This window comes from Xenorhabdus bharatensis (assembly GCF_037996705.1).
Taxonomy (GTDB): domain Bacteria; phylum Pseudomonadota; class Gammaproteobacteria; order Enterobacterales; family Enterobacteriaceae; genus Xenorhabdus; species Xenorhabdus bharatensis.
Genome location: NZ_JBBMXG010000016.1, coordinates 56,248 through 79,255 on the forward strand (window position 1 = coordinate 56,248; position 23,008 = coordinate 79,255).

The following is a 23,008-nucleotide window of genomic DNA, read 5'->3' on the forward strand; positions in this document are numbered from 1 at the left end:
ACTTTAATCATTTTCAATAACGTATCTTTATGATCACTGTCATAAAAACGTTATTGAGTCCATTTCTATTGTCAGAAAAAAATAATCCACATGTTAAATATTTAACATAATATAAATCAACTCAATCATCATTGCCGAGACGAAAAATACTGGACTCAATCAATATATCCAACAGCAAAATAGTTATAGCACATAAAAAATAATATGGTTTCCAGCCAAAATGACCAGAAAAATTACACAATCATGGGTTATGATCATGCAGTAATAAATAAAAACAGAATCATTTACTGATAAACATTAACTATTTTTCATGAGGAAGGATGTTGAAAGATTGCGAGATTATCTGTAATGATACCATGATGAATTATACCCACTAGGTCATAAATGACAGCCAGAAATATTACGGAATCAATTACAAATAACTTGTAAACGGAATACATTCGTATAATTTATTATGAGAGCATTTAAGGGTTCTTTGAATTCGGTTTTTTATCCTCTTCACCCTTCTCAAGAAGATGTCTTTTACGAGCAGGCACTTTATGAAAATACTCCGATACACAGCCTTAGCTGGTATACAGCTTTAAAAGAAAATATTGATATCGCAATTTTACAAAAAGCATGGGATTTACTGCATCAGCATATTGATACATTACGCTTGCAGATATCAATAAATTCAGATAATGAGGTTGTACAATATATCCCGGAACTGAGTAAACCCGAATTAATCAGGTGCTACGATGCGACAATACAGCCTGAACCCGAAAAACACGCTCTTACTTGGATGAGGCAGCAAAGCTATATTCCTGTTAATTACTTAAAAACAACGCCCTATCAAGTAACATTAATCCGGCTGAATAATAAAAAACATTATTTATTCACACAATTCCACCACATTATGATAGATAGCGTTGGATTATATCGGCTTCATGAGTATATCTATCAGTTATACGGCTGTATTAAACAAGGCCTATCAACAGCATGGTTATCAGATATTCCGCAATATTTAACATCCATCGAAAATGCAAGGGATTATTTAAACAGTATTCATTATACGAATGATAAAAATTATTGGGTCGATTTTTTAAGAGAAAAAGAAATACATCACTTAACCCCTTACTATAAAAATAATGAAGCCGGTTATCACTCACTGACACTCCCTTTTTCTGCTAAAGAAAATTTACTGGCTTTTTGTCACCAGCATAAAACTCATTTACTGGCTGTCTTTTCCAGCCTTGTCACCATCATGATGACAGAACTCACAGGGCAAAAAGCGCTTATTTTTAATACCGTTACACACGGCAGGCGAACAAAAGCAGAGAAATATGCTGTTGGTATGCAGGCTAATACGTATCCCGTACATTGCCATATTTCGCCAACATTCAGTGTCATGGAACAAATCAAAGGGATAGAATCCGCTCTGAAAAACAGTTACAAACACAGCCAGTTTCCTCAATCACATCTTGCCCGTCTGGCAAGCCAACAGGGTTTTTCTTTACCTGATATTTTTATTGCCTACGACCGCTATTCAGCATCAGCCACTGAAATTAACCAGAATCAGCATTGCCATATTGATGGAATATTTAATATTTATCCCATCGCATTCCGTTTGAAAGATCACGGTTATGATCAGGAATTAACAATAACAGTCGATTATTTGCAGGCCTACTTTAATGATGCCGATATTCAAAATGCGCTTGAACGGCTACAAAATTTATTGGCCGCATTAATTGATAATCCATCTGTTCTCGTCCGCGAGTTACCTATTTTATTAGAGCAGGAACGTCAATCATTATTGCGTCTCCAACAACCGGCTGATATCGCGTATCCACAGGATAAAACCCTGCAACAACATTTCGAAGCGCAAGCAGCCGTCAGGCCGGATAATACGGCAGTCGTGTTTGAGGATGAAACGCTGACCTATCGCCAGTTAAATGAGCGGGCGAATCAACTCGCAGTTGTTATTCGTGAACGTTATCAGCAGCAGCATAATCGATCCATGCCGGTTAATACGCTGGTTGCACTCTATCTGGAGCGCAGCACGGAAATGGTGCTCAGCATTCTGGCAGTGCTGAAAGCAGGTGGTGCTTATGTGCCTGTCTCACCGGATTATCCATCGGAACGGGTTCGGTTTATTCTGGAGGATACCGGCTCATTCTGTGTGATCACGCAGCAAAAATACCTACCAGTGTTGAACAAGTACGCACCGGCACAAACTGTTCTGATTGCCGCTGATGACCACTGCGTAACTGAAAATCGCGCTACGGAAAATCCGGTATGCGCTGGTCAGGCAACCGATCTGGCCTATGTTATCTATACCTCCGGCACCACCGGGCAGCCAAAAGGCGTATTGCAGACACATGCTAATGTCGCCCGTTTATTTGCCAGTACACAGGAAGATTATCAATTTAATCAGGATGATATCTGGGTACTGTACCATTCCTACGCCTTTGATTTCAGCGTCTGGGAATTGTGGGGGGCACTGCGCTATGGCGGATGTCTCATTATTCCGACAGCGGAATGTACCAAGGATTTTGATAAATTCAGCGATCTCTGTTCAGCTCGGAATGTCACCGTGCTGAACCAGACTCCGGGGGCGTTTTATGCCTTTATTGATGCTTCATTAAAGGCCGGAGCTGAATTTCCTCATCTTCGCTATGTCATCTTTGGTGGTGATAAGCTGAATCCGATGCAACTGAAACCCTGGTGGAATTTTTACGGCGATCAAGCCCCTGCCCTCATCAATATGTACGGGATCACCGAAACCACCGTCCATGTGACCTATAAAAAATTAACTCAGAGCGATGCAACCGCAGTCTCCTGCATCGGGCGACCACTGCGTGATATGTCTGCCTATATCCTGAACCATTCAGGGCAGCTTGCCCCTATTGGCGCGCCCGGTGAGTTGTATATCGGCGGTGCTGGGCTGGCATCTGGCTATTTAAACCGGCCGGAATTAACGGCTGAACGCTTTGTAGAGAATCCGTTTGCTACGGATAAGGAAAAAGAATCCGGTTATACCCGCCTGTATAAAACCGGCGATTTAGCCCGTTGGCTACCTAACGGGGAACTGGAATATCTGGGGCGTAATGATTTTCAGGTCACAATCCGTGGTTATCGCATTGAACTGGGGGAAATTGAAAGTGCGCTCGCTTCGCATCCAGAGGTAAAACAGGCGGTTGTGATTGATCGCGAATATCAAGGTAATAAGGTGTTGGTCGCTTATCTGGTTAGCCATGAAGAACTTTCGGATGAGGCGTTAATCAGCCACTTATCCGCCCTTCTGCCTGACTATATGCTACCGGCCAGTTTTACCCATATTGAATCCATCCCTCTGACTCAGAACGGTAAAGTCGATCGGCGGGTATTACCAGAACCCGCCTTCGGCAACAAAGCCGGTTCTGTTTCTCCCCGTAATGAACTGGAATCCCGGCTTTGTGATCTTTGGCAGACCGTTCTGGGCGTGAAACAGGTGGGAATTGAAGATAACTTCTTCCGTCTTGGCGGGAATTCTTTGACAGCCATTAAGCTGATTAGCGCCATTCGCCAGCAATTAGGGCTGGAGGTTTCATTAAGTCAGTTTTTTGAGTTTAAAACCATTGCCGGGATCGCAGCACAGATGGCGCAAGCAAACGGTATGGTTATTGCGCATATTGAGCAGGAGCATTACCCGCTGTCATTCGCTCAGGAACGAATGCTGTTTATCGAACGTTTTGAGCAGGGTACTTATGTCTATCATGTTCCTTATCTCGTGCAACTGGATGACAACACGGACCTGCCATTATTGGAAAGCGCGATTAATCAGGTGGTTGATCGTCACCCGATAATGAAGACGGTATACCGTACGGATGCTCGCGGGCATGAATATCAACAGGTATTAGCAGAGAACCTCAGATTCAAATCACAATCCTGTCAGGATATGCATACCCTTTTACGATCAGTACGCGCTGAAATCGCCACGCCATTTGATCTGGTCTCTGAGCCAAGTCTGCGTGTGTGCCACTATCAAGTGGCTGAAAGTCATTACTTATTGTTCCTGTGGCACCATATTGCCACTGATGGCTGGTCTACTGATATTTTTACCACCGAGCTGGCAGAAAGTTATCACGCACTTCTGCAAGGACGTCCCAGCCAATTACCGGCACTGGAGATCAGTTATGGTGACTATGCACGGTGGCAACGGGAATATTTGCAGGGCGAAGTTCATGCACAACAACTGGCTTACTGGCAACACACACTAGCAGGCTTTGAAACGCTGGATTTGCCAACAGACTACTCCAGACCGGCTCAGGTCAGTTATCAGGGTCGGGATGTTACCTTTACGCTGAATTCCGTCCTTTCCGAACAATTGCGAGCGCTCGCCAAAGCAGAAGAAACAACTTTGTACACCGTTCTGCTCAGCGCCTTTTATGTCATGCTGGCGAAGCTATCCGGGCAGAAGGATATCGTGCTGGGCACGCCGACGGATAATCGCCATCATACCCAGACCCAGTCTTTGATGGGCATGTTCATCAACTTACTGCCATTGCGTGCACAGTTAGAACAGACGGACAGTGTAAAAACACTGATTGGGCAAATTCATAAAGTCATTGCCGGCGCCAAAGATCATCAGGACATGCCATTTGAACAGCTACTTGACGCGCTGGTGATGGTACGGGACACCTCCCGCCACCCGATTTTTCAGGTGATGTTTGGCTTACAGAGTTTTGGGGAAAGCCTGACAAATACCCCTGAACTGCCGTTCAGCCCGGTTGATCTGGATGACTCTTTATACAGCCCGGCTAAATTTGATTTGAGTCTGTTCTTATCGGATGGACAGACCTGTCTTACCGGTAGCCTCAATTATGCCGTCAGTCTGTTTAGCGAAGCCACCGCCGGACGATTGGCTGACTATTATCAACGTGTGTTGGCGGCTTTTATCGAAGACCACCAGCAAAGGTTGGCTGACATTAACATTCTGTCAGAACAGGAATGCCGGACTCTGTTGCATCACTGGAATCAGACTGATGCGCCGTATCCACAGGATCACACTCTGCAACAACTGTTTGAAACTCAGGTGGAAAAAACACCGGATAATGCAGCGCTGGTCTTTGAAGGCGAAACGCTGACTTATCGTCAACTGAATGAACGCGCGAACCAGCTAGCCTGTGTTATCCGGGCTTACTACCGGCAGCAGCATGGTGAAGCGTTACAGGCAGATATGCCGATAGCACTCTATTTTGATCGCAGCCCGGAAATGGTGATCAGCATGTTGGCGGTGCTGAAGGCCGGTGGGGCTTATGTTCCGATTTTACCGGCCTATCCTGCCGAACGGGTTCAGTTTATTCTGGCTGATACTACGGCACGCTGCATACTGACTCAGCAACATCATCTGACAACACTGGCAACATATTGTCAGGCGCTGCCTGAACAACCGGCACTGATTGCGGCAGATGACCATACTATTACCGCAGAACAGCCTGTAGAAAATCCGGCACGGATCAATACCCCCACCGATTTGGCCTATATCATCTATACCTCCGGCACAACCGGGCAGCCCAAGGGGGTCATGATTGAACACAACAATGTGGCTCATATGGCGGCTGCGCAAACAAACATTCTGGATACCCCGAAAATAAAGAAAGCCTTAATGTTTGCTGCCTATGTGTTTGATGGTTCGGTTTTTGAATTATTCCCCTGCCTATTCAGAGGAATTACGCTTTACCTTTGTAGTGAAACAGAGCGGAATGTCATTTCAGTTGCGCAACTCATTCAACGTGAAGGTATCGAAGCGGCCGCCTTACCTCCCGCGATGCTGAAATTACTGACTGATACTGAGTTGCCTTCTTTGCGGGTATTGGTGACAGCGGGAGAAGCGCCGTCCTCCGATTTCATTAAACATTTCCGACAAACCAGCCGCGTACTGAACTCTTACGGCCCGACGGAAGTCACGGTCTGTGCGACTGAAAAGCAATTTCAGCAAGGGGATATCCCGGCCAATATTGGCAAAGCCATTAATAACGTCCGTCTTTACGTTCTTGACGAACAAGGTCATTTATCGCCTGTCGGCACACCGGGAGAACTGTATATAGGCGGAGCCGGGCTGGCGCGCGGGTATTTAAATCAGCCTGAACTGACCGCTGAACGTTTTGTGCCTAATCACTTCGCTACCGCAGAAGACAGAACCAAAGGGTATACCCGCCTGTACCGAACCGGAGATTTAGTCCGCTGGCTGGCAAATGGTGAACTGGAATATCTGGGACGCAATGATTTTCAGGTCAAAATCCGTGGTTATCGCATTGAACTGAGTGAAATTGAACGGTCACTGACGTTACATCCACAAGTAAAACAAGCCGTCGTGATTGATCATGAATATGACGGCAACAAAACGCTGGTTGCTTATCTGGTCATTGATGGCGAACTTACCGACGATGTATTAATCCGTCATTTATCCGCCCGTTTGCCTGAATATATGTTGCCAACCTGCTTTACCCGCATTAATGCAATTCCTCTGACGGTAAATAACAAAGTGGATCGGCGTGCATTACCGGAACCGGTTTTCGGCAATAAAATGGGCTATGTTGCCCCCCGTAATGAACTGGAAACGCGGCTTTGTGCTATCTGGCAGGATGTTCTGGGACTGGAGCAGGTAGGTATTGAAGATAATTTCTTCCGTATCGGAGGGAACTCCCTGACCGCCATTAAGCTGACTGCGGCTATTCAACGTATTCTGGCAACAGAAATCTCACTCACCCAGCTGTTTGAACTGAAAACCATCGCGGAACTGGCAACGCAAATGAGGGAGAAGAGTTATACCGTTATCCCCCATCTGGCACAGGAGCACTATCCTTTATCCTTTGCGCAGGAGCGCATGTTATTTATCGAACAATTTGAACAGGGCAGCAATGCGTATCATGCACCTTATCTGGTTCAACTGGATAATGAAATTAGCCTGCCCTTATTGGAAAGCGCCATTAACCGGTTGGCTGAACGCCATTCCGTGATAAAAACAGTGTACCGTTCTAATGATGAAGGCCAGATTGACCAACAGGTGCTGAACAGGGATCTGAAAATAACCTCCCAATCCTGCGAAAATATGGATGTGTTACTGAGTGCTGTGCGCACCGAGATAGGACGCCCATTCAACCTGACCACAGAATTCAGCCTGCGTTTATGCCACTATCAGGTGGCTGACAGTCACTATTTACTGCTGCTATGGCACCATATCGCTATTGATGGCTGGTCTATCGCTATTTTTATGGCAGAACTGGCAGAAATTTATCAGGCTCTGCGGGATAACCGTCCCTGCCAGCTTGCACCTCTGGATATCACTTACGGTGATTATGCTGTCTGGCAGCGTGATGACTTACAGGGTGACAGGTATGAACATCAGCTGAGTTACTGGCAACAAACGCTGGCCGGTTATGAACCGCTGGCCTTGCCTGCTGACTACCCCAGACCGGCTCAGGTCAGTTATCAGGGACGGGACTTCAATTTTGTACTGGACACCCGGCTTTCGGAGCAATTGCGGACATTGGCAAAAGCACAGGAAACCACCCTCTATACTGTGCTGCTCAGTGCCTTTTACGTCACATTAGCGAAACTCTCCGGACAGGACGATATCGTTATCGGCACCCCGACGGATAACCGCCACCATGCCCAGACTCAGTCTCTGATTGGGATGTTCGTTAACTCGCTGGTTTTAAGGACTCAACTTGAACAAACCACCCGCGTAGAAAACCTGATTCAGCAGATCCATCAGTTAGTTACCGAAGCCAAAGCTCATCAGGATATGCCGTTCGAACAGTTGCTTGAAATACTCGGTATTGAGCGTGATACCTCCCGCCATCCGATTTTTCAGGTCATGTTCGGCTTGCAAAACCCCGAAGAAAGTCTGCCACAGGGAACGCATCTGCCATTCAACCCGGTAATACTGGAAGAGCCTCTGTACAGCCCGGCTAAATTTGACCTGCATCTGTATTTATCCGATGGACAAAGCGGGATTTCCGGCTGCCTGAATTATGCGGTCAGTTTGTTTAATGAAACGACCATTATGCGGTTGGCAGATATTTATCAACGGGTACTGGTCGCCTTTGTGGCAGATCAAAAGCAGCCACTATTCGGGCTGGATATCCTGTCGGGACAGGAACGCCATACTCTGCTGCATCGCTGGGATCAGGCGGAGATATGTTATCCGCAGGATAAAACCCTGCCGCAACTGTTTGAAGCTCAGGCAGACAAGACCCCAAATAATGTGGCATTGATATTTGAGGATGAAACGCTGACCTATCGCCAGTTAAATGAGCGAGCCAATCAACTCGCGGTTGTGATCCGTGAGCGTTATCAGCAACAACATCATCAACCGATGCCGACTGATACGCTGGTTGCCCTCTATCTGGCTCGTAGCCCGGAAATGGTGATCAGTATTCTGGCAGTCCTGAAAGCGGGAGGCGCTTATGTGCCCGTCTCACCGGAATATCCGCCTGAACAAGTCCGGTTTATTCTGGAAGATAGCCAAACTCCGTGTGTAGTGACTCAGCAACGGCATTTAGAAGCACTGAAAGCATGTACACAAACAGAGATGGAACAGCCCGCTCTGATTGCGGCTGATGATCCGGCTGTGACACAAAATCCGTCAACGGAGAATCTGGCATTCATTCATCAGGCAACCGATCTGGCCTATGTTATCTACACCTCCGGCACCACCGGGCAGCCAAAAGGCGTGTTGCAGACGCATGAAAATGTTGCCCGCTTATTTGCCAGTACACAGGCAGATTACCAATTTGATCAGAATGATATCTGGGTGCTGTATCATGCTTACACTTTTGATTTCAGTGTCTGGGAATTATGGGGCGCATTACTCTATGGCGGGCGCCTGATTATCCCGACCCTTGAATGTACTAAGGATTTTGACCGGTTCAGCCGCCTTTGTTCAACTCAGAACGTCACCGTGCTGAATCAGACACCGGGCGCATTTTATGCCTTTATTGATGCTGCATTGAATATAAAAGCAGAGTTCCCTCACCTTCGTTATGTGATTTTCGGTGGCGATAAACTGAATCCGGCACAACTGAAACCGTGGTGGGATCATTATGGCGATCAAACTCCTGCCCTCATCAATATGTACGGGATCACCGAAACCACCGTCCATGTGACCTATAAAAAATTAACCGCAAACGATGTCACCACAGTCTCCTGCATTGGGCGGCCACTGCGTGACATGTCTGCCTATATTCTGAATCAATTCGGGAAGCTGGCCCCGATTGGCACACCGGGCGAACTGTATATCGGTGGCGCAGGATTGGCGCGGGGCTATTTAAACCGACCGGAACTCACCGCTGAACGTTTTGTGCAGACCCCTTTTGCCTCGGAGAAAGACCAAGAATACGGTTACACTCGTCTGTATAAAACCGGCGATTTAGCCCGCTGGCTGCCAAATGGAGAGCTGGAATATCTGGGACGTAACGATTTTCAGGTTAAGATCCGTGGTTATCGTATTGAGCTGGGGGAAATTGAAAGCGCACTTGCTTCACATCCACAGATAAAACAGGCCGTCGTGATTGATCGGGAATATGAGGGCAACAAAACGCTGGTTGCTTATCTGGTCATCAAGGGCGAACTGACAGATGATGCATTAACCGGTTATTTATCCTCCCGCCTGCCGGAGTATATGCTGCCTGCCAGCTTTACCTCGATTGAAGCGATCCCGCTGACCAAAAACGGTAAAGTCGATCGCCGGGCATTACCGGAACCGGTTTTCGGCAATAAAACAGGTTATGTTGCTCCCCGCAATACGCTGGAAGCTCAACTGTGTACCATCTGGCAGGATGTGCTGGGGCTGGAACAGGTAGGGATTGAAGATAATTTCTTCCGAATCGGGGGAAACTCTCTCACCGCCATTAAGCTGACCGCCGCGATCCGCCGTATGCTGACAACTGAAGTCTCGCTGGCACAGCTATTTGAGCTGAAAACGATTGCAGGTCTGGTCACGCAGATGGAGAAGCAGACTTATACGATTATTCCTCATCTGAATTTGGATCGTTATCCCTTATCTTTTGCTCAGGAACGGATGCTGTTTATCGAGCAGTTTGAACAAGGTTCTGATACCTACCATATTCCTTATCTGGTTCAGCTGGATGATGAAAGCTGTCTGCCTTTATTAGAAACCGCCATTAATCGACTGGCTGAACGCCATCCGGTCATAAAAATGCTGTACCAACCTGATGATAACGGCCAGATTTACCAGCAAGAAATGGATTGTCATCTGGTTATCCAATCCCAGTCCTGTGAAACGATGGAAACTCTGCTGAGCACCGTGCAGGCTGAGATAGCCACACCATTTGATCTTTCTAACGAGCCTAGCTTGCGCTTGTGTCATTATCAGGTCGCTGATAGCCACTATTTATTGCTGTTGTGGCACCATATCGCCTTTGATGGCTGGTCTGCCGATATTTTCAACAATGAACTGGCGGAAATTTATCAGGCTCTACAAAATGGTCGTGACTACCAGCTCACACCTCTGGAGATCAACTACGGAGATTATGCCGTCTGGCAACGCCATTATTTACAGGGGGATAACTATGAACAGCAGCTTGCTTACTGGCAACACACTCTGACGGGCTATGTTTCACTGGATTTACCCACTGATTACCCCAGACCTGCGCAGGTAAATTATCAGGGGCAGGATTTCAGTTTTGAACTGGATATCGCCCTCTCAGAACAGTTGCGGACACTGGCAAAAACACAGGAAACCACGCTGTATACCGTGTTGCTGAGCGCCTTTTACGTCACACTGGCGAAACTCACCGGGCAGGACGATATCGTGCTGGGAACGCCAACAGATAACCGCCACTATGCCCAGACTCAGCCTCTGATTGGAATGTTTGTTAACTCGCTGGTTTTAAGGGCACAGCTTAAACAAACCACCAGCGTGGAAAAGCTGGTTAAGCAGACTCATCAGCAAGTGAGCGAAGCCAAAGCTCATCAGGATATGCCATTTGAACAACTTATTGATGCCCTGAACCTTGAACGTGATACCTCCCGTCACCCGATTTTTCAGGTGATGTTCAGTGCTCAGAGTGAATCTGAGTCAAACGAAACCCATCTGCCATTTCATTCGGTAACACTGGAAAAACCGCTATACAGCCCGGCCAAATTTGACCTGAGCCTGTTTTTAGCCGATGGGAAAAGCGGCATTACGGGTTGCCTGAATTACGCAATCAGTCTGTTTGGCGTAAACACGATCACACGGCTGGCGGCGAGTTATCAGCGGGTACTGAGCGCTTTTGTGGCAAACCAGCAACAATCCTTGTCCAGCATTGATATTTTATCGGTACAAGAGCGGCATACACTACTGCACGATTGGAACCAGACAGCGGCTCCTTATCCACAGGATAAAACCCTGCCACGGCTGTTTGAAGCACAGGCCGCCCAACACCCCGAGGCTATCGCCGTTATCTTTGAAGATCAGACCATCAATTATGGCGAACTCAACCGGCGAGCCAATCAGCTGGCTCATCATCTGATTGCACTGGGGGTACGCCCTGATGACCGGATCGCCATTTGCCTTGAGCGCAGCCCGGAGATGATTGTGGGCTTACTCGCGATTCTCAAGGCGGGCGGGGCTTATGTACCGCTCGATCCGACCTATCCGACTGAACGGCTCAACTTTATGCTGGCGGATTCTGCGCCGGTCGCTCTGCTGACTCAAACCACACACGTTGATAAATTATCCGGCTCCGTCACCACGGTATTGCTTGATGAGCAGGCACGATCCCTTGCCACCCTGCCGGAGACGGATCCTGATACGCAGGCATTAGGCCTGACATCACGCCATCTGGCTTATGTTACCTATACCTCCGGCTCCACCGGTTTACCCAAAGGCGTCATGGTGGAGCACCGTAATGTGCTGCGCCTGATTATCAATAATGGCTTTGCCGATATCGGGCCGGATGACTGCATTGCGCATTGCGCCAATATTTCATTTGATGCCGCCACATGGGAAGTGTGGTCAGGGTTAGTGAATGGCGCCCGTATCCTGCTGGTGCCGGAAAAAACCCTGTTACAGCCAGCTGAATTTGGTCAGTGTCTCTCAGCAGCCGGCGTCAGTGCGCTGTTCCTGACCACCGCGCTGTTTAACCAGTATGCCGACCTGATTGCCCCGGCACTATCAGGATTGCGCTATGTCCTGTTCGGCGGTGAACAGAGCGATAATCGGGCCGCCATGCGCCTCAGAGCGGAACATTCCCCTCAACATTTACTGCATGTCTACGGGCCAACAGAAACCACGACGTTTGCCACAGCCTACGATATGCCACGGATGGAAAGCGGAAAACTGCCTATCGGGCAACCTATCAATAATACCCGCATCTATATTCTTGATAATCAGGGCCAGCCCGTTCCGGCAGGTGTACCCGGTGAAATCCATATTGGCGGAGACGGCGTTGCCAGAGGTTACCTGAACCGGCCTGAACTGACGGCAGAGCGGTTCCTGATCGACCCATTCTCCCCAGAACCGAATGCCCGTATGTACAAAACCGGCGATCTCGCCCGCTGGTTACCGGACGGCAATATTGAATACCTGAGCCGCAACGATTTTCAGGTTAAGTTACGCGGGTTCCGTATTGAATTGGGGGAAATCGAAAATGCCCTGACCGCTCATCCACAAATAAAACAGGCCGTCGTCATTGATCGGGAACATCACAACCATAAGGTGCTAATCGCGTATCTGGTGACAGAAGGAACACTCTCCAATGACAGCCTGATGGAATATCTCTCTTCCCGCTTGCCGGAATATATGCTGCCTGCCAGCTTTAGCGTTATAGAATCTATTCCGCTGACGCTGAACGGTAAAGTGGATCGCCGTGCTCTGCCGGAGCCAATCTGGGGTAATCAGGAGCACTATACTGCGCCGCGTAACGCACTGGAAACTCAGCTGTGTCATATCTGGCAGGATGTGTTAGGGCTGGAGCAGATTAGCGTTGACGATAATTTCTTCCGTATTGGCGGCGATTCGATTGTCAGCATCCAACTGGTTTCCAGACTGCGTCAGGCCGGTTTTACTCTTCAGGTCAAAGCCATTTTTGAGGCTCCCACGGTGGCGCAATTAGCCCGATTGCTGGCACAGGCTGTTTCTACTGAGACAGTCATCGCCGAACAAGGATGGCTAACCGGAGAATTTGAACTGTTGCCTGTCCAGAAGACTTTCTTTGACTGGGATTTCGCCAATCCACACCATTGGAATCAGGCTTTTATGATTCAGATACCCGGTCATATTAAATCTGTTCAGGTTGAGCAAGCACTGATAATGCTGGCTGAACGACACGATATGCTACGTACTCGTTTTATTAAAACCGAAACAGGTTATCGCCAGTGTTATTCCGCAGAAATACCGGATTCACCTTCTCTTTTACAACATGGTGATATCCGTGAATTCGATCAGGAAGCGCTGCATCAACAACTCACCCAATGGCAAAGTGGATTCGATTATCACAACGGGCCATTATGGCAGGCGGCTCATCTGATCGGCTACGCAGATGGCAGTGCCCGTTTATTTTTTGCCTTCCACCACCTGATTATTGATGCCGTCTCGTGGCGGATTATTGCCGAAGATATGCGTTTACTCCTGCAAGGTATGCCGTTACGCCCGAAAACCAGCAGTTATCGCCAATGGGTAGCCGCAGTACACCACTACGCCGAGCAGCATCAGAATGAGGTTGCTTACTGGCAACAGGTGATGGCAGGCCATGATGCCAAACCGGCACAGGATAACATCACTCGTCACCCGTTAAGCCTTTCTACGGAGATGACAGACATTCTGCTGCATGAAGCCAATAACGGTTATCACACTGAAATTAACGACTTACTGTTAAGTGCGCTGGCGCTGGCTTTGCAGGATATCTTCGCACAACCCGTCAATCACATTACACTGGAAGGACACGGACGGGAACATATTGATAACACACTGGATGTTTCTGAAACCGTAGGCTGGTTTACCACACTCTATCCGGTTCAGTTGCAAACACAGTCCGATATTACCGAAACCATTATGCATACCAAAGAAATGCTACGTGGTGTTCCGAATAAAGGTATCGGTTACAGCACACTACATCAGGCAGGGTATCTGAGCGGTGACTTACCGGCGATCAGTTTCAATTATCTCGGCCAACTGGGAGGGGCCAGCTCTCAGGATTGGAGCATCACCAGCGATGATTGCGGAAATGCAATAGCCAGTGAAAATAGCAGCCATTTATTGCTGGGCATCAATGGCGCAATTCAGGACGGAAGACTGCAATTCAGTGTGGATTCCCGTCTGCCGAAAAACCAGACAACAATGTTTATCACCGCATTTGAACACACGCTCAACAGCGTGATCACCATGGCTCAGGCACAAGCACAATCGGGCGGGATAAAAACGCCCAGCGATTATGGTATTGAAGGGCTTTCAGTCAGGGCATTAAATCAACTTCAACAGCAGTATCAAATTGAAGCCCTGTATCCTGCCACCAGCCTGCAACAAGGTTTTGTCTACCATTATCTGGCTCAACCGCAGGATGATGCCTATCGCGTACAATGGTTGCTGGATTATCACGCCAATGTTGACACTGCCGCCTACCAACAGGCATGGGCGCTGGCTTCGCTCCGTTTCCCTACTCTCAGAACTGCCTTTGACTGGGAAGAGAAAATATTACAGGTTATTACAACCGAGGCCGGTATTGGTTCGGCCCACTTCAGAAGAGAAGATCTCACCCAATTATCAGAAGCAGACTGCAACCGGGTGATTGACGAAATTCAGCAAACTGACCGTACGCAGCCGTTTGATTTAAGTCAGCCCGGTTTGGTTCGTTTTACGATGATTCAACAGCGTGAACAACTCACCACGGTGCTGATTACATTACACCACAGCATTGTCGACGGCTGGAGTACGCCGATTTTATTGCAGGCTGTACATGGGTATTACAACGCCATCATTCAGGGCGAACTCCCTGAAATCACGGTGGATCAAGCTTATCCGGCCACCCAGCAATATTATCTGGATCATAAAGCAGAATCAGACCGCTACTGGGCCAAGCGTAAAATCCAGTTTCAGGGTGCCAATGATTTTTCTGCTTTACTGAGCCATTCCATTGATTTAACACAGGTAAAAACCGTTGAAAAACCCGCTGCACAGTTACTGACTCTACAAGAAAGTGCCTATCAACAGCTTAAAGCGATCTGCCGGACGCAGGGCGTAACCCTGAATGTGGCCCTACAATTTGCCTGGCATAAATTACTGCATAGCTACACGAGCGATGAACAGACTATTGTCGGCACGACAATATCCGGCCGCGATGTCCCCGTATCAGGCATTGAGGATAGCGTTGGTCTGTATATCAATACGTTACCGCTGATGGTGCGCTGGGATCATACTGATAGTGTGGCAACGGTTTTACAGGCCATTCAGCAGGATATCGCTGCTCTCAACAGCCATAGTGATGTTGCCCTGTCCAGTCTGCAATCTGACGGTGAGCGGTTATTCCATAGCCTGCTGGTCTTTGAAAATTACCCTGTCCCAGCGGTAAGCGAAGATATGGCGGGTATCGAGCATACTCTGACATTCCGTAAAGCGGTCGAAAAAGTGGATTATCCGGTGTTGATCATGGCCTATGAACAGGATAACCGTTTAGTTATCAAATTCAGTTACGGGGAAGACTGGCTGACAAAAGAACAGGCGCAGCATTTACTCTGCCAGCTTGAACGTATCCTGTACGCGGTAGCCAGTAATCCACACCAGCCACATACGTCAGTCTCTTTCCTCAGCGAAGAAGAGCGTCATACTCTTCTGTACCGCTGGAATCAGACAGCGGCCCCTTATCCACAGGATAAAACCCTGCCACAGTTGTTTGAAGCTCAGGCTGACCAACATCCTGAGGCTATCGCCGTTATCTTTGAAGGCCAAAGCATGAGCTATGGCGAACTTAACGCTCGAGCCAACCGACTGGCTCATCATCTGATTGCGCTGGGGGTACGTCCTGATGATCGGGTTGCTGTCTGTCTTGAACGCAGCCCGGAGATGGTGGTGGGCTTACTCGCCATTCTTAAGGCAGGCGGGGCTTATGTGCCACTTGATCCGGCCTATCCCACTGAACGGCTCAGCTTTATGCTGGCGGATTCAGCGCCGGTCGCACTGCTGACTCAAACCACACAGGCTGATAAATTATCCGGCACCGTCACCACGGTATTGCTTGATACTCAAGCGGCAGATCTTGCCACCCTGCCGGAGACGGATCCTGATACGCAGGCATTAGGGCTGACATCTCGCCATCTGGCTTATGTTACCTATACCTCCGGCTCCACAGGTTTACCGAAAGGCGTCATGGTGGAGCACCGCAATGTGTTGCGCCTGATTATCAATAATGGCTTTGCCGATATCGGGCCGGATGACTGCATTGCGCATTGCGCCAATATTTCATTTGATGCTGCCACATGGGAAGTGTGGTCTGGATTAATAAATGGTGCCCGTATCCTGCTGGTGCCGGAGAAAACCCTGTTACAACCCGCTGAATTTGGTCAGTGCCTGTCAAATGCCGGTGTCAGTGCGCTGTTTCTGACCACCGCGTTGTTTAACCAGTATGCCGACCTGATTGCTCCGGCACTGTCAGGGCTGCGTTATGTCCTGTTCGGTGGTGAAAAGAGTGATAATCGGGCCGCCATGCGCCTCAGAGCAGAATATTCCCCTCAACATTTGCTGCATGTCTACGGGCCAACAGAAACCACGACGTTTGCCACAGCCTACGATATGCCACGGATGGAAAGCGGAAAACTGCCCATCGGACGGCCCATCAATAATACCCGCATCTACATTCTGGATAATCAGGGCCAGCCCGTTCCCGCAGGTATGCCCGGTGAAATCCATATTGGCGGAGGCGGCGTTGCGCGGGGTTATTTGAACCAGCCTGAACTGACAGCAGAGCGTTTCCTGTTCGACCCGTTCTCTCCGGAACCGAATGCCCGTATGTACAAAACCGGCGATCTCGCCCGCTGGTTACCGGACGGCAATATTGAATACCTGAGCCGCAACGATTTTCAGGTTAAGTTACGCGGGTTCCGTATTGAATTGGGGGAAATCGAAAGTGCCCTCACATCCCATCCACAGGTGAAACAAGCGGTAGTGATTGACCGTGAGCATCATGGTCATAAAGCACTGGCCGCTTATCTGGTAACAGACGGGCAGGCCTCCGATGAAAGTCTGCTTGAACACTTATCGGCACAACTGCCGGATTATATGCTACCAGCCAGTTTTAGCCGGATTGACGCGATTCCGCTGACCCTGAATGGCAAAGTCGATCGCCGTGCCTTGCCTGATCCGGTTTGGGGAAATCGGGACAGTTATGTTGCCCCCCGCAATGCACTGGAAACCCAGCTATGTACTCTCTGGCAGGATGTTTTAGGGCTGGAGCGAATAAGTATTGACGATAACTTTTTCCGCATTGGTGGTGATTCAATTATCAGTATCCAGCTGGTTTCCAGACTACGGCAGGCGGGTTTTACCCTTCAGGTGACTTCAATTATCGAAGCACCAACGGTGGCTCAATTAGCTCAATTACTGATGCAGGAAACCGCTGCCGATAAAATCATCGCGGAACAGGGACTATTAAACGGGGAATTTGACCTGTTGCCTGTCCAGCAAATGTTCTTCGACTGGGCGCTGACAAAGCCACATCACTGGAATCAGGCTTTTATGATCCGGTTACCCGGCGATATCAAATCTGTACAGATTGAACAGGCACTGATGGCATTGACTGAGCGGCATGATATGTTACGCGCTCATTTTGTCAGAACAGCACAAGGCTATCGCCAGTGTTATCCGGTCGAGATGCCATTTTCACAGATCCCTTTCCCACACTGTGATATTCGTGGATTAAATAAGGAAACACTTCATCAACAATTGACTCAATGGCAAAATCACTTTAATTACGATAATGGGCCATTGTGGCAGGCAGCCCATCTGACTGGTTACGCGGATGGCAGTGCGCGCTTATTCTTCGCCGCACATCACCTGATTATTGATGTCGTATCGTGGAGGATTATTGCGGAAGATATCCGTCGGATCTTACAGGGCGAAACTCTGCCGATCAAAACCAGCAGCTACCGGCAGTGGGTGAAGGCCATCCGCCAATATGCCGAACAGCATCAACAGGAAGTTGCCTACTGGCAACAAGCGCTGGCAGAAACGGCTACCCAAACCACTTCTGATAATCTCAGCCAACACACACTGAATATTTCCGCTGCACTGACGGGTATTTTACTGCGGGAAGCCAACGCCGGTTATCAGACCGATATTAATGATTTATTGCTGAGCGCACTGGCACTGGCTCTACCGGTAGTGTTCTCACAATCGATTAATCCCATCACGCTGGAAGGCCACGGGCGGGAAAATATTGACCACACACTGGATGTTTCTGAAACCATTGGCTGGTTTACTACCTTGTATCCTGTTCGTCTGGCAATACAGAGCGATATTGCCGAAACCATTATTCACACCAAAGAGATGTTGCGTTCCGTACCCAATAAAGGAATAGGTTATGGTGCATTACGTCAGACAGGTACTCTGAGCGGGGATTTACCGGCCATCAGTTTCAACTATCTGGGGCAACTGGGAGGTGAAAGCGAACAAGACTGGGCACTGACCCGTGGCGATACGGGCAATACCTCGGCAGACGAAAACCACAGCCATCTGCTGCTGAACATCAACGGGCTGGTTCAGGCCGGTCAGCTGCAATTCCAGATCGGTTCCCGTTTAACTCCGGATCAGACACAGACATTTATCGCCGCTTTTGAACAGGCGCTCCGTTCTGTCATCACTACCGCCCAGAAACAGGCGCAATCCGGTGGGATAAAAACCCCCGCAGATTATGGTATCAAGGGGCTTTCCATCAAGCTGCTGCGCCAGCTTCAACAGGTGTATCAGATTGAAGCCCTGTTCCCCGCCACCAGCCTGCAACAGGGCTTTATTTATCATCATCTGGCCCAGCCACAGGACGATGCTTATTGCGTTCAGATATTACTGGATTACCACACTCAATTCGATTTCGCCGCCTATCAGCAAGCCTGGGCACTGGCTTCACTACGTTTTCCTATCCTCAGAACCGCCTTCAACTGGACGGAAGAGGTATTACAAATTATTACTGAGGAAGCGAGTATCAGTACTGCCAACTTCAGCATGAAAGATATCCGCTCATTGCCGGAGGATGAACGGCACAACGCCATCAGTACAATTCAACAACGGGATCGCGCTCTGCCGTTTGATTTCAGCCTCCCCGGGTTGATTCGCTTTACTCTTATCCAGCAGCATGAGCAACTGGTCACGGTGCTCACCACCCTGCACCACAGTATTATCGATGGTTGGAGTAATCCGATTTTATTGCAGACTGTACATGGATATTACAATGCCATCATTCAGGGAGACAGACCTGAAATCAGGGTAGATCGAGCCTATCCGGCTACTCAGCAATATTATCTGGATCATCAGGCCGAATCAGACCGCTATTGGGCAGAGCGCAAAGCGCAATTTCAGGGTACTAATGATCTTTCAACGCTGTTAAGCCACCGTGTTGATTTAAGCCAGATAAAAACCATCGAACACCCCGCCGAGCAGGGGATTATTTTACAGGGCAGCGCTTATGAGCAGCTGAAAAATACCTGCCGGACGCAGGGCGTGACGCTGAATGTGGCCCTACAATTTGCCTGGCATAAACTGCTGAACAGTTATACCGGTGATGAGCAGACCATTGTCGGTACAACGGTATCCGGCCGTGATGTGCCCGTGGAAGGTATTGCGGACAGTGTCGGTCTGTATATCAATACCCTGCCGCTGATGGTGCAATGGGATCACACCGACAGTATAGCGGCGGTTTTACAGGTGATTCAGCAGGATATCGCCGCTCTGAACAGCCACAGCGCGGTATCGCTTTCCGGCCTGCAATCTGACGGAGAGCGGTTATTCCACAGTTTGCTGGTGTTTGAAAACTATCCGGTTCCGGTAGCAGACGAAAATAACTCGGGTATCGAGCATACCGTGGCATTCCGCCAGTCGGTGGAAAAAGTGGACTATCCGCTGTCACTCATGGCTTATGAACAGGATAACCGTTTAATCATCAAACTCAGTTACGGTGAAGACTGGCTGACGGAAGAGCAGACTCAACGCCTGTTGGATCAGCTTGAACGCATTTTATTCGCTGTGATGAACGATCCACATCAGCCTCATACCGAAATCACCTTCTTCAGCGAGGAGGAACGCCATACCTTACTGCATAGCTGGAACCAGACCAATGTACCGTATCCACAGGATAAAACCCTGCAACAGCTGTTTGAAACACAAGTGGAAACAACACCGGATAATGTAGCACTGGTGTTTGAAGGAGAAACACTGACCTATCGCCAGTTAAACGAGCAGGCCAATCAGCTGGCTTACGTGATCCGCGCATGCTATCAGCAGCAGAATCATAAGGAGATGCCGGCGAATACCCCGATAGCCCTTTATCTTGACCGCAGTCTGGAAATGGTGATCAGTATTCTGGCGGTGCTGAAAGCCGGTGGCGCTTATGTGCCTATTTCACCGGAATATCCCGCCGAACGGGTGCAGTTTATTCTGTCGGATACGGCTGCTGGTTGTGTACTGACTCAGAAACGACATCTCATCACACTGGAAGCCTACTGCCAGTCTCACAAAGCACAGCCGTTACTGATAGCAACTGATGACCCAACAGTCACGGTAACTCAGCCCGTGGAAAATCCGGCTCAGATAAATTCAGCCTCTGATTTAGCCTATATCATCTATACTTCCGGCACGACGGGGCAGCCCAAAGGCGTAATGGTAGAACATACCAGCGTCAACAACCTGAGCCAGTTTATTATCCGAACCCATTCACTGTATTCACAAACCAGAACATTGTTTTTCGCCAACTACGTTTTTGATGCCTCGGTTTTTGAGATTTTCCCAGCCCTGATCGCGGGAGCATCGTTATATCTCGCTCCTGCCACAGTGACCGTGAACAGTGAGCAATTGCTGGCATTTATCAATGCCCACGCCATAACCCGAGCATTTATCCCAACCGCTTTAATGAATCATTATTCCGCTGATTTATTCCGCTCTTCCCTGCAAATTATCCATACGGGTGGAGAAACCCTGAATGCTCTGAATTTGCCACCGGCAATCACCGTATTTAATCAGTATGGCCCGACAGAAATCACTGTTTGTGCAACCCAAAACTTATTGCAAGGAGATGATTTATCCATTGGCAGCGGTATTGACAACACGCGTCTGTATGTTCTTGATTGTCATGGCAACCCAGTACCTGTCGGCGCACCGGGGGAGTTGTATATCGGTGGTGCGGGTGTCGCCCGGGGATACTTAAACCAGCCAGAATTAACTGCTGAACGCTTCGTACTAAACCCCTTTGCCAGCGAAGAAGACAAAACTAAAGGTTATACCCGCCTGTATAAAACGGGCGATCGGGTACGCTGGCAGCCGGACGGCAAACTGGAATACCTGAGTCGCAATGATTTTCAGGTTAAAATTCGCGGCTTCCGCATTGAGTTGGGTGAAATTGAAAGTGCCCTGTCCTCGCATCCACAGGTGAAACAGGCGGTTGTGGTGGATCATGAACATATTGGAAATACTGTACTGGTCGCTTATCTGGTGACAGACGACAAATTGTCGGATGACACCCTGCGTGGCTACATTTCTTCCCGTCTGCCTGAATATATGCTGCCTGCCAGCTTTACCCGTATTGAGTCCATCCCGCTGACCGTGAATGGGAAACTGAACCGCCGCGCCCTGCCGGAACCAGTCTGGGGAAATAGTGATCACTATGTCGCCCCGCGCAATGAGCTGGAAACCCGGTTATGTGCCATTTGGCAGGAAATACTGGGAGTGGAACAAGTCGGCATTGAGGATAACTTCTTCCGTATCGGCGGAAATTCACTGGTGGCGATTAAACTCACCTCTGCGATCCGCGATACCCTGCAAATTGACATTCCGTTAAATATTCTGTTTAGCGGTAAATGTATTTCTTCGTTATCGCAATGGCTGGAAACAGATACCGATCATGCGCAACCTAGCTTACTGAATTTCTTCACACCAGAGTCAACCGCCACCAATAAGCTATTTATGATCCATCCGGCCAATGGCGGCAGTGAAGTTTATGAATCTCTGGCAAGTGCGCTGTCTGATACCTATAACTGCATCGGCATTAATAACTATAACCTCAGCACGGATAATCCAACGGATTCACTGTATCAGTTGGCTAATATTTATAGAGAATTAATACTGGCAGAAACCACTATCGATCAGCCTATTTATATTCTGGGCTGGTCACTCGGCGGGCAGTTAGCGATGGAAATCGCCTTTCAGTTAGAACAATTGGGTGCAACAAACATTCAACTGTTTTTATTGGATACGGTACTCAATAACGAGGAAATAAAAACGCTCAGAGAGAAATTAGAACTCTCAGCAATAAATGATGTAGTAACAAGAAACTTGCAGAAAATGGGAGCTACCGACAGCTATATTAACAAGATATTGGAGATTATGCCATTTGAAAATTCTATCGCAAATTGTGAATTAAGCGGTCAATTAAACCAGACTAACATCACTTTGTTTAAAGCCGGTCAAGTTAATTCATTAAATAAAGGCGAAATTGAGCTACAAATAAGCCAGTTGATCATAGAAATACCGGATAATAATATTTCTCAATGGTCAATCAAGCCACTGGTCGTTAAGCGGGTGACTGATTATTATCACGAAAATATGATTGATGCGGTTTACATTATCAGTACTGAAGCCGTTAATTTATTAGGAAATAAGGAAGACGTACTGTTGTAAAATCACTGTTATTGACGAGGCTGGCATTGCCAGCCTCGTTAGATTGAGAAGTAATTTATTTTTTTCTTATTTATTGTTTTATTAATTATCTAACACAACAAGGGATTCATCTCCTGCACCTTCGACATATTATGGCGTAAAACAGTACGGCTAAAGTGGCTATTATGG

Annotated in this window: 1 protein-coding gene; it reads left to right on the forward strand. The window is 48.2% G+C overall.

Annotation, left to right across the window (positions count from 1 at the left end; genetic code table 11):
* Positions 1 to 454 precede the first annotated feature (454 nt).
* Complete coding sequence (locus AAC855_RS15225; protein WP_422824395.1) at positions 455 to 22,840, forward strand: non-ribosomal peptide synthase/polyketide synthase; 22,386 nt, start codon at positions 455 to 457, stop codon at positions 22,838 to 22,840.
* Positions 22,841 to 23,008: the final 168 nt, after the last annotated feature.

Coding starts and splice junctions, on each gene's coding strand:
- AAC855_RS15225 (WP_422824395.1), top strand. CDS start 455: ATGAGAGCATTTAAGGGTTCTTTGAATTCGGTTTTTTATCCTCTTCAC.